This window comes from Bifidobacterium sp. VU/mBH4 (B4), assembly GCF_058199535.1.
This window is the reverse complement of record NZ_JBVPQJ010000004.1, coordinates 142,768-159,156: the sequence shown is the minus strand read 5'-3', so window position 1 is coordinate 159,156 and position 16,389 is coordinate 142,768. Positions and strand designations below refer to the sequence as shown.

Sequence of the window (16,389 nt, the reverse complement as noted above, 5' to 3'; positions counted from 1 at the left end):
CATGAGCTTTGACCCCGTCGACTACACTTCTCTGGATGTGCCTGCAGCCCCCTTCTCCGACCCCGCGCGTATCCCGCAGTTCCCCAAGGGCTCAGTCCCGCGGCACCTGGGTGTGATCATGGATGGGAATGGCCGCTGGGCCAAGCAGAGGGGCATGGAGCGCACCCAGGGTCACCGGGCTGCCGAGCCGGTGGTCTTCGACACCATAGCCGGGGCCATTGAGGCCGGGGTCCGCTACCTGAGCCTGTACACCTTTTCCACGGAGAACTGGAAACGCTCGCCCTCTGAGGTCCGCTTTCTGATGGGCTTCTCCCGGGACATCATCCACCGCCGGGTGGCCCAGATGGACGACTGGGGAGTGCGCGTGCGCTGGGCGGGTCGTCGGCCCCGGCTCTGGAAGTCGGTCATCGACGAGCTGGAGGCGGCCATGGAGCGCACCCGCCACAACACCAGGATAGATGTGATCTTCTGCATCAACTACGGGGGCAGGGCTGAGCTGGCCGATGCAGCCACAGACATCGCCCGAGAAGTCGCGGCTGGGCGAATCAAGGGCTCCAAGGTGACTGAAAAGATGATCGCCCAGCACCTCTACAACCCCGACATTCCGGATTGCGACCTGGTCATGCGCACCTCTGGGGAGCAGCGCACCTCCAACTTTCTGCCCTGGCAGGCGGCCTATGCGGAGCTGGATTTCGTCCCTGAGCTCTTCCCGGACTGCGGGCGTGAGGTGCTCTGGCGGGCCATCGACGATTACATCCACCGGGACAGGCGCTTTGGCGGCGTGGAGAATGCCTGAGAAGACAGAACCTCCAATTTTGTGAGGTTACCCATAGTCGTCCAAATTTACACGTCTGAACACCCTCGTAACGCCCATGAAAGGTAGTCTGTGACGTATCGCAGCGGAGCAGGCCATGTGTCCGCCGTGGAAATCAGCGCAGCAAACGAAACGAAGGAGTCGACAGGCGTGGACGACAAGCAACGCATCATGCAGATCATCGAGGACAAGTCACAGGAGTTCATCGAGGCAGCCGATCATATTTGGGACACCCCCGAGACCAGGTTTGCCGTCAAGGAGTCGGTCCAGCAGCATTACAAGGTGCTGGAGCAGGAGGGCTTCGAAATCGAGAAGGGCGTGGGCCATATGGACTATGCCTACGTGGCGACCTGGGGTTCGGGCCGTCCGGTGATCGGCATCACCGGCGAATACGATGCCCTGGGAGGGCTCAGCCAGGTGGCCGACCTGGGCGAGCACAAGCCCTTGGTCGAAGGCGGCAACGGGCAAGGCTGCGGCCACAACATCCTGGGCATGGCCGCCGTCGCGGCAGGCGTAGGCATCAAGACCTTCATGCAGGAGAAGGGCCTCAAGGGGACCATCAAGGTCTTCGGCTGCCCGGCTGAGGAGTCGGGTTACGGCAAGGCCTTCATGGCCAGGGACGGGGTCTTCGACGGGCTGGATCTGGCCCTGTCCTGGCATCCCTCGGATGTGACCCAGGCCTGGGGCTCCTCCAGCCTGGCGGTCCTGCAGGCCTACTTCGACTTCACCGGTGTGCCGGCCCACGCGGCTGCGGCTCCCGAGCTGGGCCGGAGCGCCCTGGATGCCGCGGAGCTGATGAATGTGGGCGTGCAGTTCCTGCGCGAGCACATGATTGATCAGGCCCGCGTGCACTACGCCTTCATCGACGCAGGCGGCGAGTCAGCCAACGTGGTGCAGTCCCATGCCCGGCTCTACTACTTCGTGCGCGCCCCCAGGATGGACCAGGCTCAAGATCTGTTCAAGCGTGTGGAGAAGATCGCCCAGGGTGCGGCCCTGATGACCGAGACCCAGGTCAAGGAGGAGTTCGACGCGGCCTGCTACAACTTCATTCCCAACCATCCGCTGACCGAGGCCATAGACAGGAACCTGGACCTCGTCGGCCCCCTGCCCCTGGATCAGCAGGAGCTGGACTACGAGCGCCGCTACACCGATACGGTCCCCGAGGCCGGCAAGCAGCGGGTGCTCAGCCGCACCAAGGAGGCCTTCCCTGATCTGACGGATGAGGAAGTCAGGAAGATGGCCGAGTCCACCATGGCCCTGAAGAAGTACCCGCTGGTCTTCACCGATACGGCATCGGGATCCACCGACGTCGGCGATGTCAGCTGGCAGACGCCCACCGCCCAGTTCAGCGGCGGGTTCGAGCCCCAGGGAACCTCGGCCCACTCCTGGCAGTGGGCGGCCAACGGCAAGTCCTCGGTGGCTCACAAGGGCCTGCTGGCTGCGGGCAAGACTCTGGCCCTGACCGCCTACGATGCCTTTACCAACCCGGATCTGGTCAAGGCTGCCAAGGAGGACTTCGACAAGACCTTCGCCGGTCAGGAGTACAAGGTCGTCATTCCTGACGATGTGATGCCCCACTGACCTCTACTGTTCGGCTGCCGCCAGGCCCTGTGATCTTTGCGGGATCACCTTGCCCGGCGGCGGCCGGTTTCTACTGAAGGATGACAGACCAATGGTAATCAAGCAATCCTCAAAAACGGCGAGCGGAACGCTGATCTTCTCCCTGATGGCCGGTTACTCGATCGTGTACATGGACAAGAACATGATCTCGACCGCCATCATCCCCATCTCCGAGCAGTTCCACCTGGACTCGGGGCAGACAGGCATCATCATGTCGGCCTTCTTCCTGGGATACTCGCTCATGCAGATACCCAGCGGCTGGCTGGCCGACCGGCTTGGGGCCAAGCGTGTGCTGATGGCCTCCATGATCATCATCGGTCTGTTCAGCTACCTGTTCGGCCTGGCCAATGGTCTGGCCTTCTTCATCATCGTCCGGTTCTTTGCTGGCATGGGCCACGGGGGCTACCCGCCCTCCTGCTCCAAGTCGATCGCGGAGAACTTCCCCCAGGAACGGCGCACCTTCGTCCAGTCGCTGATCCTGTCGACCTCGGGCATCGGCGGCATTCTGGCCTTCGTCCTAGGCGCCAACCTGGTAGCCATCAACTGGCATCTGGCCTACGCTGTGCTGGGCACCCTCTACCTGCTGGCCTTTGTCTGCATCCTGATCTTCGTGCCCTCCAAGCCCCGCCAGCCCGAGGCTGACCAGAAGCCCGGAGCCAAGGGGGCAGGGTTCCTCGAGGTTCTGAAGAACAGGAACGTGCTGGTCCTCTTCGTGGCCATGCTGCTGCTGAACATCCTCCTGTACGGCAATATCTCCTGGATGCCCACCTTCATCAAAAACACCTTCGGTCTCTCGATCGGCCAGGCTGGCATCCTGCTGGCGGTCAATGCGGTCTTTACGACCGTCGCCACCATCTACGCTGGTCAGCTGCTCTCGAAGCTCTTCCTGGGCAGGGAGAAGTTGGCCATCCTGGGTGCCGGGGTGATCAGCGCCGTCCTGGTCGTATGCTTCGTCTTCTCGCGCAACATCTGGCTCTCCCTCCTGCTGCTGATTCTGGTATCCTGCGTCTCCGTGGTGGCCTTCACCGGCATCTTCACCTGGCCCCACAAGATCATGGACCCGCACATCATCGGCTCCGCCATTGGCATCATCAACACCGGCGGCACCCTGGGCGGATTCCTGGCTCCCATGATCATCGGCTACCTGGTCAAGGCAGCCGGCGGCTCCTTCGTCGGGGCCTTCCTCTTCATGGGTGCGGCGGCCATCGCCTCCGGGCTGATGGCGCTGCTGGTCAAGGTCGGCAAGTAGACCCGAGGCTGAGGCGGCCTGGTTCAGGCTTCCGATCTCTGGCAAGGAGTCAGTGTCAGAGGATCGGTGCTTCTTCCAGGATCTTGATTCTTTGGCGATGACCCTGGATGCTTGAAGGGGATGCTTACCGAGCAAAAGGCCCGCCCCCTGAGTGATTCTCAGGGGGCGGGCCTTTCCTGTGCCGACCAGGACAGCGGGATCAGCGATCCGGCTCTTCCCAGATGGTGCCCAGCCTGGCGATGGAGAGGGAGTCGATCAGTGCCTTGCCCTCGCCGGATTCGGCGATCAGGCGGATGCCGCGGGGCCCTTCGGCGGGGAAGGAGTAGGAGGACATGATCTCCAGCCCGTCGTTGATGACGACCTCGATCGAGCCCCGGTCCACGATGATGCGCAGCTTGAGCTTGCCCGAGGACTTGTCGACTGGAGCAGTGCGGTAACCCCGGTCCCCGTAGGTGTTGCAGTGGCGGTCGAGCACCACGCGGCCCAGCTGGTCGTCATAGCAGACCAGCGTGTGGTCGCCGGATTGCGTCCGGTGAATCTCCAGACCGATGCGCTCGGCCTGGGACTTGGCCAGGTCGATTTCTATAGTGATGTCGGCGGTCTGCGCGTCGTCAACCAGATCCTGGCTGCCGTTGACCTCCAGTTCGATGGGACCCAAGTCCCGCTGGTCCTGGTCCAGGTTGGAGAACTCGCGCACCGGCAGGCAGCGCAGGTGATCACCGGCCAAGGTGACCTCGCGGGGTACCGTGAACTGGCCGCACCAGCCGTCCTCCTGCATGGGGATGGGCTCGGTGAAGGGGCTCATCCAGCCGAAGACCAGCCGACGGCCGTCAGGGGCCTGGAAGGTCTGCGGTGCATAGAAGTTATGGCCGTCGTCCCAGAGGTGGAATTCAGTCTCCTGATGGAAGTCGCCGCCGGGCTGCCAGCTGCCGATCACATAGCCGGCGTTGTTGTGGTTGCGGGCTTCGAACCCGTGGGGCTTCAGGCCCATGGCCGAGTAGCAGATCACCCACTTGTCCTCCAGGGGGAACATGTCGGGGCACTCCAGCATGAAGACCTCAGGGTCGGGGTGCCGGTAGATGACCCGGTCGAAGGTCCAGTGCTCCATGTCATTGGAGGTGTACATCCAGATCTCGCCGCGTTGTGCGGGGGTGCTGACTCCGAAGACCATGTACCAGAGCCCGCCCATCTTCCACACCTTGGGATCGCGGAAGTGCAGGATCTTGTCGTCGGGGCAGGGGACCACAACACCTTTCTTCTCGAAGTGGATACCGTCGGAGGAGACGGCCATGCACTGCTCCTGGAGGTTGCCCTCATCATCGTTGACCCCGTTGCGCCAGCGGTGACCGGTGTAGTAGATGGTCAGGCGGCCGTCGTCGCCCACAACGGCCGATCCGGAGAAGACCCCGTCCTTTTCGACCTCCAGGGTGGGCGCCATGGCCAGGGGCTCGCGCCGCCAGGTGACCAGATCGGCGCTGGATACGTGCCCCCAATGCATGTTTCCCCACTCGCTCCCATAGGGGTTGAGCTGGAAGTAGGCATGGTAGCGCCCCTGGTAATAGCTCAGGCCGTTGGGGTCGTTGATCCATCCGGCCTTGGAGGCGATGTGGCACTGGGGATACCAGCGGTCATTGCGGGTGGCGAAGAGCCGGTCGATGCTCTTCTGGGCCTTGTCCAGCTGAGCGCTCATATCGGCGTTTTCCTTGGTTGGTGGCTGGTTCATCCTTGAATCCTTTCAGGGTTGGACGGGTACTGATGATGGTTGACGTGGGGCTCAGCCTTGGGTCAGGGCGGACTTCTGCGAATCCCTGATGAAGGGATCGCCGTCCACCTGCTGGTCGTCGCGCTTGAGCACGAAGATACCGTAGATCAGAGCGACCAGCACCACCAATGAGATCGTGTAGAAGGTGACCCGATCGCCGGCCCGGTCGTGGAGCATGCCCAGCGGGGTGGACAGGACCACCTGGCCGACCTGGGAGGCGATCTGGAAGCCTACCATGTACAGGGTGGCAGACAGCTTGGGGTTGAAGTGCAGGGTGAAGTAGCGGAAGGCCGGCAGGCTGAAGAGCGGGACCTCGATGGAGTGGAAGAGCTTGACGATGGAGACCATGACCGGATCGTGGAAGAAACCGCACAGGCCGATCCTGGCGAACATGACCGTAGCGCCCAGCAAGAGCGAGTTCCGCACACCGATCTTGCGCATGATTACGGGCACGACGCCCATCATGGCCGACTCCAGGAAGACCTGGAAAGAGTTGAGGACGCCGTAGACCTGGTTGCCCAACTGCGGTGTGGCAAAGAGGTTGGCGTAGTAAGTGGGGAACATCTGCTGGTCGAAGACCGTGTAGAAGGTGTTGGTGAAGATCATGAAGATGATCAGCAGCCAGAGGGCCGGCATACCCAGTACGTGGAGCATATCCCTGAGTGAAGGCTGGGATTTCTCGCCCTCGGGGGTCGATTCGCGGCGGATCTCCTTACGCTGTTCGTCCGGGATCCAGAAGGCGTAGACCAGCAGCATGCACAGGCCGAAGGCGGACCCCAGCCAGAAGTTGATCATGGGGTTGATGTTGAAGACGAAGCCGGCGATCAGGGCCACGATGGCGTAGCCGAAGGAGCCCCAGGCCCGGGACTGTCCATACTCGAAGCCGAACTTGCGCGAGTAGCGTTCGGTGATGGCCTCGATCAGGGAGCAGCCTGACATGAAGCCGGCAGAGAGGACCACTGCGCCAAGCATAGCGCCCAGCATGATGTTGGAGCGCATGAGCGGCGCATAGATGAATTGGACGAAGGGCCCCACCAGGGCGGCGATGGCGGCGATGAAAATGGCCAGACGGCGCTTGACTCCCAGTTCGTCCTGGATGACCCCGTAGACGAACATGATGATCAGGGTGGCCACGGAATTGATGGAGTAGATGTTGCCCACTTGGGTGTTGGTCATGCCAAGCCCCGTTACCAGCCATCGCTGGTAGAAGGACCACCAGATGCCCCAGGCGCAGAAGAAGAAGAATATTCCGGTGGAGGATTCCAAATATGATGGATTCCTCCATGCTGACGATTTGACGGCCATGCTGCCCCTCTCTCCCTATTTGTGCACTGCTTCTCCGCAGTGCCTCCAGGTCCGATGTGCCTTCTGTGCGCAGAGCGGATCCTGGTAGGTATAGTAGGACGTCAATCGATTTACGTCAAACGATTGACGATTGGTCTGAACGTCGTCAGTCTTCGATCATGGTTCACCATCTGGCAATCAGGAGCAGGGAAGATGCCTTCCTGGCTTTAGCGGTTGGCTGGCACTGGGGCTGAGGCGGCATCGAGGCGGGTGGAGCCCTTGCGGATCAGGGCGCAATGGATGCGCACTCCCGCATCTTGATCAAGCGGCGGCAAGGCGGCACGGGTTTTAGGCAGCGGTAGAGCAACGCGACGGGGATTGATCTGCATCAGCAGCCGCCGCACCGCCCAGAAGCCCATTTCGTAGTGGGGCAGTTCGACCGTGGTCAAGGGGGGTGCCATTGTCTCGGCTATGACCTGGTGGTTGTCCACGCCCACCAGATTGAGGTCCCTGCCGATGACCAGATGGCGGGCTGCGGCCGCCTGGTAGAGGTAAATGGAGCGCGAATCATTGAAGCAGAAGACCCCATCGGGGTGCTGGTCGTCCATCAGGTCGTTCGCCTGATCCATGGCATCCTGGTTGAAGCCCACCAGTCGGATCAAGGACTGGCCTGCAGGTAACCCAGCTTCCTTGAGAGCGGCCTGATACCCCCGCATTCTGTCTTCTTGCGCCGGCAGATCCTGTGTGGTGCCCAGGTAGGCTACCCGGCGGCAGCCTGATTCAATCAGATGGCGGGTGGCATCGTAGCCGATCAGAAACTCGTCAGGGGCGATGCTGGGACAGCGGTCGGCCCGCTCCGCCGCGTTGACCACCACGGCAGGGCAGGAGCGCAGAGCCTGGGGCAGGTCAACATCCTGGTCGTACATCTTGGCGAAGAGGAATCCGTCCACCCCATAGCGTTTCAAGGCCAGGATCTGCTCGGATTCCCGGATGCCTCCATCGGTGGAGACGGTGAGAAGCACATAGCCGCGCTCGGCTGCCGCATCCTGCGCGCCCCGAATAATGGCGCCAGCGTAGGGCGTAGTGGCCACTTCTTCGCTGATGAAGCCCAGCATGCCGGTCTTGCTGGTGCGCAGCGACCGAGCCATGGGATTGGGCCGATAGCCCAGGGTCTTGGCTGTGCTGCGCACTTTCCGGGCGGTCTCCGACTTGACTCTGCCCTTGTCGCGGCCGTTGAGCACCAGAGAGACTGTGGAGACGGACACGCCTGTGCGTTCGGCGATCTGCTTCATCGTGATCATGGGCACACCTTAACTTGCTCAGGCGATTTCAGCCCGGCTGATCGTCAGTGACAGGGAGCTTTCAGCGGCTTTCCCCGCCCAGGATCCGGTCGACCCGCTCCACCTTCTCGTGGATCTGATCCTGCTTGCCTGGACGGATGTCCAGCCTGAGGCTGACGCCGGTTCTGTATCCCTGCTCGGCCAGTACCCGTGTGGCTTCTTCCGTGACCTCCATGACCCGGTGCAGATCCCCTTCGACGACGGTGCTCATGGCATTGGTCTGGTTGGGCAGCCCCGAATCCCTGATGACCTTGATGACCTGGGCCACATAGGTGGACAGCTCCTCACCCTGACCGGAGGGCGCAATAGTGACCTCGGCTACGGTGTTCAGATAGGATGTATCGTTCACATTGGGCATATCGGGAACCTTTCCTCGTCGACTGGGGTTGGCAGGCAGGACGTCCGGTGTCCCCCTGCGGTCACCTGCGCGGCCTCCCGCACCTGCTTCGATGGTAGGCCTCCACGCTGACAGCAGGTCACCCGCCGAAGGTATGCTGGAGGCCGGTCATCAGGTCGTATGTCCCCAGGAGGGGCTCCCGAGCAGAAGGTGTGATCAGTGGCAGTATCGAAACTGGATGAGGTCATCTCCCTGGCCAAGCGCCGAGGATTCGTCTTTCCCGCAGGGGAGATATACGGCGGGACGCGCTCGGCCTGGGACTATGGCCCCTTGGGCGTGGCCCTCAAGGACAACATCAAGCGTGAGTGGTGGCGGACCATGGTGGTCACCCGCGACGACGTGGTCGGCGTGGATACCTCGGTCATCCTGCCCACGGCGGTCTGGGAGGCCTCGGGCCACGTGTCCGTCTTCAACGACCCCCTGATCGAGTGCCTGAACTGCCACAAGCGGCACCGGGCCGACACCCTGGAGGAGGCCTACGTCGAGAAGCACGGCCATGATCCGGAAAACGGCCTCAAGGACATCCCCTGCCCGGACTGCGGTACCAAGGGCCAGTGGACCGAGCCGCGCGACTTCAACATGATGCTGCAGACCCATTTGGGACCCGTCCAGGACGAAAAGAGTCTGCACTACCTGCGCCCCGAGACCGCCCAGGGCATCTTCGTGGACTTCAAGTCCGTCATGGCCTCCTCCCGCTCCAAGCCTCCCTTTGGCATCGCCAACATGGGCAAGAGCTTCCGCAACGAGATCACACCCGGCAATTTCATCTTCCGCACCCGCGAGTTCGAGCAAATGGAGATGGAGTTCTTCGTCCATCCCGGCACCGACGAGCAGTGGCATCAGTACTGGATCGACGCCAGGACCCGCTGGTACGTGGACCTGGGCGTCAAGCCCGAGAACCTGCGCCACTACGAGCACCCCAAGGAGAAGCTGGCCCACTATTCCAAGCGAACCGTGGACATCGAGTACCGGTTCGGCTTCCAGGGCTCCGAGTGGGGCGAGCTGGAGGGCGTGGCCAACCGCACCGATTACGACCTCAAGGCCCATGCCGAGCACTCGGGCGAGGATCTGAGCTACTTTGACCAGGCCAGCGGGGAACGCTACATCCCCTATGTGATTGAGCCTGCGGCCGGTCTGACGCGCTCGCTGATGGCCTTCCTGGTGGATGCCTACGACGTGGACGAAGCACCCAACACCAAGGGCGGGGTTGACCGCCGCACCGTGCTGCGCCTGGATCCGAGGCTGGCCCCGGTCAAGGCAGCCGTCCTGCCCCTGTCCAAGAAGCCTGATCTGCAGCGGATCGCCCATGACCTGGCTGCCGACCTGCGCCAGAACGAGTGGATGGTGGACTACGACGAGTCCGGCGCCATCGGTCGTCGCTACCGTCGCCAGGACGAGATCGGCACACCTCTGTGCATCACCGTGGACTTCGACACCTTGGACGACAAGGCGGTCACCATCCGCAACCGAGACTCCATGCAGCAGGATCGGGTGGCCCTGGACCAGGTGGAGGACTATGTGCGCCGGGTCGTCGGCGAGCAGCGGGTGCGTTACCCCATGGGGCCGTCCGACCTGACCGGCGCGCGTGCAGCTGACGGCTACACGGACCTGGCCAGCGAGCCGGGCACGGACGAGAGCGAACCCATCAAGGTGGCCGAGGCCGGTGGCCGGTACTGAGACTGATCGCCCGACCCCGAAGGCTGTCCCTGTGCAGCTGGGCCCGATAACCGTGCCAGTGCCCGTCATGCTTTCGCCTATGGCGGGCGTGACCAACTGGCCCTTCCGCCTGCTTTGCCGGCAGTACGGTCCCGACGGACTGTATGTGGGGGAGATGGTGACGGCCCGGGCCCTGGTGGCGCGCAACCCCAAGGCCTTCCGGCTCTGTCGCTTCGCCCCCCAGGAGCAGGTGCGCTCCCTGCAGCTGTACGGAGTGGACCCGCAGATCATGGAACAGGCCACCCGGATGGTGGTTGATGCCGGCTGGGCCGATCATATCGACATGAACTTCGGCTGCCCGGTACCCAAAGTCACCAGACACGGCGGCGGATCCGCCCTGCCATGGAAGACCGACCTCTTCGCCGAACTGGTCCATCGGGTGGTCGCCGTCTGCTCGCCTGCCGGGATCCCCGTCACCGCAAAGATCCGTGTGGGCATCGATCACCAGCACGAGACCTTCCTGGAGGCGGCGCACATTGCCCAGGAGGAGGGATGCGCCGCCGTGACTCTGCACGCCAGAACCACGGCTGAGTACTATGGCGGCCATGCCGACTGGGACCGGATCGCCCAGCTGGTCCAGGCCGTTGATATCCCCGTCTTCGGCAACGGCGACATCTGGACCGCCGAGGATGCCTTGGCCATGTTCGCCCAGACCGGCTGCGCAGGCGTGGCCATCGGCCGGGGCTGTCAGGGCCGTCCCTGGCTCTTTGCCGACATAGCGGCGGCTCTGGCTGGCTCCCCGGAACGGCAGGAGCCCACCCTGGGCCAGGTGGGGGCCATCATGGCCCGCCATGCCCGGCTTCTGGCCGAGTTCTACGACGGCGACGAGCGCATGGCTGTCCACGACATGCGCAAGCACGTGGCCTGGTATTTGAAGGGTTTCGCGGTGGGAGGCCAGGTGCGCCGCGACTTCATGGCCTGCGAGAGCCTGGAGGAGCTGGACCGCTGCATCGCCGATCTGGATCAGGACATGCCCTATCCACGAGCCGTGGCCGGCAAGCCCCGTGGCCGGGTCCGCTATGCCAAGAAGGTCCGTCTTCCCTATGGCTGGCTGGATTCGCGGACCACCACCCATCAGGAGCGCGAGACGCTCTTCGGCAACGACCCCATGGATGCCTCCTATTGAAGCCGGAAATATTCCTGTCGCCAACCGTGCGCATCCGGGTCTAGAATCAGGGTTTAGAATACGGACAGAACGGCGTGGAGGTTCTCTCGGAAGGTCAGGGCGGTTGGCTCTGTCCTCCCGGACCCTAGGCCCACGGCCGTCAGGGAGGGTCGGAACGCCTGTGGGCAAATGCGTGTTGGCGTATACGACCTGCGCTAGAGTTGAGCGTAACGTGAGTGACGGGAGCATACTGTGAGCGAGATTGCCCAGAATGACAATTTCAACGACAAGACCAACATCAAGGTCGTTGGTGTTGGTGGAGCCGGTGGCAATGCTGTCAATCGCATGATCGCCGAGGGTCTGCAGAATGTCGAGTTTGTTGCCATCAATACCGATGCCAAGGATCTCCTGCGCTCAGAAGCCGATGTAAAGATCTCCCTTTCCGATGCCAACAGCCGCGGCCTGGGGGCCGGAGCTGATCCGGAAAAGGGCGCCAAGGCTGCCCAGGACCACCAGTCCGACATTGAAGAGGTGCTCAAGGGCGCCGACATGGTCTTCGTCACTGCAGGGGAGGGCGGCGGTACAGGCACCGGCGCCAGCCCACTGGTGGCGCGCGCAGCCCGTCAGCAAGGCGCGCTCACCATCGCCGTGGTCACCCGGCCGTTCACCTTTGAGGGGCCTAGGCGCTCCGCTTCCGCCGAATCGGGCATCGAGAACCTGCGCAAGGAGGTCGATGCCCTTATCGTTATCCCCAATGACCGGCTTCTGGACCTCTCGGATCGCACAGTCTCGGTCATGGATGCCTTCAAAACCGCCGACACGGCCCTGCTGGCCGGTGTCCAGGGCATCACTGACCTGATCACCATGAACTCCTACATTCACGTGGACTTCTCCGATGTCACCGCCATCTTGAAGGATGCCGGCACCGCCCTCTTCGGCATCGGCGCAGCCAGGGGCGAGGATCGAGCCACCCAGGCCGCCGAGATCGCCATCTCCTCTCCGCTCCTGGAGGAGAGCATCGAGGGTGCTCATGGGGCCCTGATCAATGTGGCCGGCCCCACCGACCTGAGCATGCAGGAGGCATCTGCCGCCGCCCAGCTGGTTCAGGATGCCATCCATCCCGAGGCGCAGATCATCTGGGGCCTGGCCTTGGACGATGCCTACGGGGACGAGGTGCGGGTCACGGTCATCGCCGCCGGATTCGATCCTACCCCTAAGAAGGATGAGACTCCGGCCCCGGCAGTGGACACGACTGCCGCACCGGCAGCGGCCGCCCCGGTCCAGCAGCCCCAGCAGCCGTTGACGACTCCGTCCGTCCAGGCGGAGTCCGACGAGACCTCCGAACACGATGTGGTGCCCCCCGCTTCCGGCGACGACGGCACCTCCGACCCGGGATATCTGGATATCCCTGACTTTCTGCGGTAATCAGGCGAAGGAGCAGGTATGGCAGGATTGATGAAGAACGCAATGTCCTTTTTCGGCATGTCGGACGTCGTGGACGACGATGACGACGACCTGGCCGACGATGAAGAGGCCCGCGATGGCTTCGACACCGATCACTCTGTGACTCCCATGGCTCCGCAGTCCACGTCCAGCAGCCAGGAGGCCGAGTCCACGCCCTTCCAGAGCCGGATCAACCGCATCACCACCATCCATCCCAAGTCCTATGAGGATGCGCAGATGGTCGGCAGGGCCCTGCGGGACGGAGTGCCGGTGGTCCTCAACCTGACTGGTGTGTCCGAGTCGGTGGCCTACAGGATCGTCGATTTCTCTGCTGGTGTGGTCTTCGGGGTACGCGGATCCATTGAGCGAGTCACTCCCAGGGTCTTTCTGCTCAGTCCTGCGCAGGTCAACATCAAGGTGGAGGAGCCCGAGTCAGGCTCTTCGGCCAAGGGGCTTTTCGCCCAGTGAGCGATGCCCTGGCAGCCGTGTCCCCAGGAGCCTAAAGACGCATGCTTGTTCTTTTTCTTCGATATCTGATAGACATCTGCATTGAGACCTACCTGCTGATCCTCTTTGTGCGGATGATTCTGGACTGGGTTCTCGTCCTGTCGCCTCGCTGGTACCCTCGTGGCTTCGTAGCCTCGCTCATTCGGGTCATCTATGCCTTGACTGAGCCGCCCCTGCGCTGGCTGCGCCGGTACATTCCGCCTCTGCCCATGGGCAGGATCCAGCTTGACGTCTCCTTCATGGTGCTCTACGCGGCCCTGATCATCATCCAGGTGCTGTTGGGGTAAGAGCAAGACCGTGGATACGGCAGACTCCGTGCTAGCATGCAGTAAGAGAACACAATCGGGCTGGTTGGCCTGAAGCGAGGTGGAGAAACATATGGCTCTATTGACGCCTAATGACATAAGGGAGCATACCTTCCAGACAGTGCGGTTTAAGGAAGGCTACGACGTCGACGAGGTCGACGACTTCCTGGATCAGGTCACCGATACGGTTGAAGCTCTGGGTAAGCAGGCCATGCAAGGCAACGCCGCTTCCACCCAGTCCCTGGGTACCGATGTGGCCTCGCTGAACTCGAAGATTTCCGACCTGACGGCTCAGGTGGAATCCCTGCAGAAGGAGAACCGGGATCTGAAGCAGGCCCAGGGGTCCGCCGCCCAACAGCCTGCCGTGGATGCCCAGACCAAGCGACTGCTGGCCGAGTCCCAGAGCCAGGTCAAGACCCTGGCCTCCCAGAACGACCAGCTCAAGCGTCAGGTCGAGCAGCTCAACTCCCAAATCGACCAGCTTACCGCCCAGGCCGCCGCGGGCAACAACACCCAGGCGCTGACCAACCAGCTGACGGCCATGCAAAAGGAGCGCGACCAGGCCCGCCAGCAGGTCCAGGCTCTGACCAACCAGCTCAATGCCTCCCAGCAGGGCATGGCCACGGCCCGCCAGCAGGTCACCCAGGCCCAGAAGGCTTCTCAGGAGCAGCAACAGCGCACCGAACAGCTGAACAAGGAGCTGGAGGAGTCCCGCAAGCGCGAGGAGCAGCTGCGTCAGCAGGTCTCCAAGGCCGAGCCCTCCACCGAAACGGGCAGCCTGCAGCGGATCGCGGGCGCTGGCGCCGAGGCCAGCAGCGAACCCGAGAGGGCTACCGCCATGCTCACCCTGGCCATGCAACTGCACGATCAGTACGTCGACAAGGGCAAGGCCAACGCCTCCCAGCTGGTGGCCGAGGGCCACGCCCAGCACGACGACATCGTCAAGAAGGCGGAGGATTACTCCAAGAGGACGCGCGCCGAGGTGGACGAGTACTCCAAGCGCGTGCACTCCGAGGCCGATGGCTACTCACAGCGCGTACGCTCCCAGGCCGATGAGTACTCGGTCAAGACCCGTTCCGATGCCGACGCCTATTCCAAGCGCCAGCACAGCCAGGCCGACGAGTACGAGACCCAGGTGCAGACCCGGGCCCAGGAGTACGACAAGAACACCCGCGACAGCGCCGACCGCTATGCCGCCGATGTCAAGAACAAGCTCATGGATCAGTCCAAGGTCCTGGAGGAGAACATCCAGGGACTCAAGCAGTTCGAGGCGGGCTACCGCAGCAAGCTGACCGAGTTCCTCAACCAGCTCATCAACCAGATCTCGGACACCAGCAATTACCAGTCCATGGAAAAGAAGTCCGAACAGGCCCACTGATTCCATCCGGCAATGACCAAGAACATATACAAGAGACGGCTGCGCGGGCGCGTGGCCGTCTTCGTCGTTCTGGCGGCAGTGGCTATAGCCCTGGATCAGGTGACCAAGGCCTTGGCCTTGGCCCGGCTGGGCAACGGGGTCAGTGTGGCTCTGCCGGGGCCCCTGCACGGTCTGCGACTGGTGCGCAACCCCGGGGCTTCTCTGGGATTGGGGTCAGGGAGTACCTGGGTCATATCCCTGATCGCCCTGGCCGCCTGTCTGCTCATTATTGCTCTGGCTCTGCGCACCACCTCCATGGTCTGGACTTTGGCCCTGTCCCTGGCCTTTTCCGGGGCGGCAGGCAATCTGATCGACCGGGTGGCCTATGCATCAGGCTTTCTTGATGGTGCCGTGGTCGACTTTCTGGACTACGGCTGGTCGGTGGGCAATGTGGCCGACATCTATCTGACTCTGGCCGGTGTTGTCGTGGTGGTGCTCATTGCCTGCAATGTGCGCTTCAGCGGCAGGCCCCAAACCACAGAACACGGGGGAGCGGCCAAGTGACCCGGCTTCTTCCCGCGCCGGATGCCCTGGTGGGTCATCGCCTGGATATGGCCCTGTCCAAGATGCTGGGCCTGTCCAGGGCCAAGGCCAGCGATCTGGTGGCCCAGGGCCATGTGCGGATCATGGGCCGTCGGGTGAACAAGGCCACCACCCTGATGAGTGGCGATTTGATTGAGCTGGACGAGCCCGAACCGGCCAAGCAGGTGGAGCCCGTGGCCGAGGACATGCCCGTGGTCTATGAGGACGAGGACGTGGTCGTCGTCGACAAGCCGGTGGGAGTGGCAGCCCATCCCTCTATAGGCTGGACCGGCCCAACCGTTCTGGGCAGCCTCCTGCAGCGGGGGACCCACATCACCTCCATGGGGGCCCAGGGCCGTCAGGGCATCGTCTCCCGCCTGGATGCGGGCACCAGCGGCCTTATGCTGGTCTGCAAGTCCGACCTGGCCTACAAGGAGATGCGCCGGCAGTTCGCCCGGCATGAGGTGGTCAAGATCTACCACGCCCTGGTTCAGGGCAATCTTTCCGAGGACAAGGCCACCATCGAGGCCCCCATCGGACGGGCCCGGGTCTCGGACTTCCGCTTTACGGTCACCCCTGCCGGCAAGGAGGCCATCACCCACTGGGATGTGCTGGAGCGCTTCGGCTCAGCCACCCTAGTCAGCGTCAATCTGGAGACCGGGCGCACCCACCAGATACGCGTGCACTTCTCCTCCATAGGCCATCCCCTGGTGGGCGACCACATGTATGGGGCCAACCCCGACCTGGCGGACAGGCTGGGCCTGAAGCGGCAGTGGCTGCACGCCATGCGCCTGGAATTCCGCCATCCCCGCACCAAGATCTGGACCCGGGTGGTCTCCTCCTACCCGGCTGACCTGCGCCGCTCCCTGCAGATCGAGCGCCAGAGCGCCACAGGTATACGCAGCTAG

At 62.9% G+C, this 16,389-nt stretch carries 15 protein-coding genes; 11 read left to right on the top strand and 4 right to left on the bottom strand.

Features of this window, described 5'->3' with window-relative positions:
• Position 1 precedes the first annotated feature (1 nt).
• The 3 genes from AC0AII_RS06480 (at position 2) to AC0AII_RS06470 (ending at position 3,683) form a co-directional block, all read left to right on the top strand.
• Entirely contained in the window at positions 2-796 is a 795-nt protein-coding gene (locus AC0AII_RS06480; protein WP_045924066.1) for an isoprenyl transferase, read from the top strand.
• Positions 797-964: 168 nt separating this feature from the next.
• On the top strand, positions 965-2,395 hold the full coding sequence (locus tag AC0AII_RS06475; protein ID WP_490446540.1) for an amidohydrolase: 1,431 nt from the start codon (positions 965-967) through the stop codon (positions 2,393-2,395).
• A gap of 91 nt (positions 2,396-2,486) precedes the next feature.
• The gene (locus tag AC0AII_RS06470; protein WP_490446539.1) at positions 2,487-3,683 is read left to right on the top strand and encodes an MFS transporter; all 1,197 of its coding nucleotides are present in this window, start codon (positions 2,487-2,489) and stop codon (positions 3,681-3,683) included.
• A 199-nt stretch (positions 3,684-3,882) separates the two neighbouring features.
• Here AC0AII_RS06470 and AC0AII_RS06465 read toward each other — a convergent pair whose 3' ends face one another.
• From AC0AII_RS06465 to AC0AII_RS06450, 4 genes are all read right to left on the bottom strand, one after another.
• A complete protein-coding gene (locus tag AC0AII_RS06465; protein WP_490446538.1) occupies positions 3,883-5,406 on the bottom strand; it encodes a glycoside hydrolase family 32 protein in 1,524 nt (507 codons plus the stop codon).
• Between the two features lie 51 nt (positions 5,407-5,457).
• Positions 5,458-6,750: an MFS transporter gene (locus AC0AII_RS06460; protein ID WP_490446537.1), complete on the bottom strand. Its 1,293-nt coding sequence runs from the start codon at positions 6,748-6,750 to the stop codon at positions 5,458-5,460.
• A gap of 206 nt (positions 6,751-6,956) precedes the next feature.
• A complete protein-coding gene (locus AC0AII_RS06455) occupies positions 6,957-8,030 on the bottom strand; it encodes a LacI family DNA-binding transcriptional regulator (RefSeq protein WP_490446536.1) in 1,074 nt (357 codons plus the stop codon).
• A gap of 61 nt (positions 8,031-8,091) precedes the next feature.
• Entirely contained in the window at positions 8,092-8,427 is a 336-nt protein-coding gene (locus AC0AII_RS06450; protein ID WP_490446535.1) for an MTH1187 family thiamine-binding protein, read from the bottom strand.
• A gap of 198 nt (positions 8,428-8,625) precedes the next feature.
• On the opposite strand from AC0AII_RS06450, the gene AC0AII_RS06445 reads away from it, so the two are divergent.
• The 8 genes from AC0AII_RS06445 to AC0AII_RS06410 all read left to right on the top strand — a co-directional run bounded on the left by AC0AII_RS06445 (position 8,626) and on the right by AC0AII_RS06410 (position 16,389).
• Entirely contained in the window at positions 8,626-10,143 is a 1,518-nt protein-coding gene (locus tag AC0AII_RS06445) for a glycine--tRNA ligase (protein ID WP_490446534.1), read from the top strand.
• Positions 10,130-11,308 carry a tRNA dihydrouridine synthase DusB gene (gene dusB, locus AC0AII_RS06440; protein WP_490446533.1) on the top strand — a complete coding sequence of 393 codons (1,179 nt, stop codon included), beginning with the start codon at positions 10,130-10,132 and terminating at the stop codon, positions 11,306-11,308. Before AC0AII_RS06445 ends, dusB begins: the two co-directional genes overlap by 14 nt.
• A 231-nt stretch (positions 11,309-11,539) precedes the next feature.
• A complete protein-coding gene (ftsZ, locus tag AC0AII_RS06435) occupies positions 11,540-12,712 on the top strand; it encodes a cell division protein FtsZ (protein WP_490446532.1) in 1,173 nt (390 codons plus the stop codon).
• 18 nt (positions 12,713-12,730) lie between these two features.
• Entirely contained in the window at positions 12,731-13,198 is a 468-nt protein-coding gene (locus tag AC0AII_RS06430) for a cell division protein SepF (protein WP_490446531.1), read from the top strand.
• Between the two features lie 41 nt (positions 13,199-13,239).
• Entirely contained in the window at positions 13,240-13,524 is a 285-nt protein-coding gene (locus AC0AII_RS06425) for a YggT family protein (RefSeq protein ID WP_198189529.1), read from the top strand.
• A gap of 91 nt (positions 13,525-13,615) precedes the next feature.
• Positions 13,616-14,920: a DivIVA domain-containing protein gene (locus AC0AII_RS06420; RefSeq protein WP_490446530.1), complete on the top strand. Its 1,305-nt coding sequence runs from the start codon at positions 13,616-13,618 to the stop codon at positions 14,918-14,920.
• A gap of 12 nt (positions 14,921-14,932) precedes the next feature.
• The gene (locus AC0AII_RS06415; protein ID WP_490446529.1) at positions 14,933-15,463 is read left to right on the top strand and encodes a signal peptidase II; all 531 of its coding nucleotides are present in this window, start codon (positions 14,933-14,935) and stop codon (positions 15,461-15,463) included.
• The gene (locus AC0AII_RS06410) at positions 15,460-16,389 is read left to right on the top strand and encodes an RluA family pseudouridine synthase (protein ID WP_490446528.1); all 930 of its coding nucleotides are present in this window, start codon (positions 15,460-15,462) and stop codon (positions 16,387-16,389) included. Before AC0AII_RS06415 ends, AC0AII_RS06410 begins: the two co-directional genes overlap by 4 nt.

Excerpts from the sequence above, each read along its gene's own strand:
- AC0AII_RS06480 (WP_045924066.1), top strand. The coding sequence starts at position 2 with ATGAGCTTTGACCCCGTCGACTACACTTCTCTGGATGTGCCTGCAGCC.
- AC0AII_RS06470 (WP_490446539.1), top strand. The coding sequence starts at position 2,487 with ATGGTAATCAAGCAATCCTCAAAAACGGCGAGCGGAACGCTGATCTTC.
- AC0AII_RS06465 (WP_490446538.1), bottom strand. The coding sequence starts at position 5,406 with ATGAACCAGCCACCAACCAAGGAAAACGCCGATATGAGCGCTCAGCTG.
- AC0AII_RS06460 (WP_490446537.1), bottom strand. The coding sequence starts at position 6,750 with ATGGCCGTCAAATCGTCAGCATGGAGGAATCCATCATATTTGGAATCC.
- AC0AII_RS06455 (WP_490446536.1), bottom strand. The coding sequence starts at position 8,030 with ATGATCACGATGAAGCAGATCGCCGAACGCACAGGCGTGTCCGTCTCC.
- AC0AII_RS06450 (WP_490446535.1), bottom strand. The coding sequence starts at position 8,427 with ATGCCCAATGTGAACGATACATCCTATCTGAACACCGTAGCCGAGGTC.
- AC0AII_RS06430 (WP_490446531.1), top strand. The coding sequence starts at position 12,731 with ATGGCAGGATTGATGAAGAACGCAATGTCCTTTTTCGGCATGTCGGAC.
- AC0AII_RS06425 (WP_198189529.1), top strand. The coding sequence starts at position 13,240 with ATGCTTGTTCTTTTTCTTCGATATCTGATAGACATCTGCATTGAGACC.
- AC0AII_RS06420 (WP_490446530.1), top strand. The coding sequence starts at position 13,616 with ATGGCTCTATTGACGCCTAATGACATAAGGGAGCATACCTTCCAGACA.
- AC0AII_RS06415 (WP_490446529.1), top strand. The coding sequence starts at position 14,933 with ATGACCAAGAACATATACAAGAGACGGCTGCGCGGGCGCGTGGCCGTC.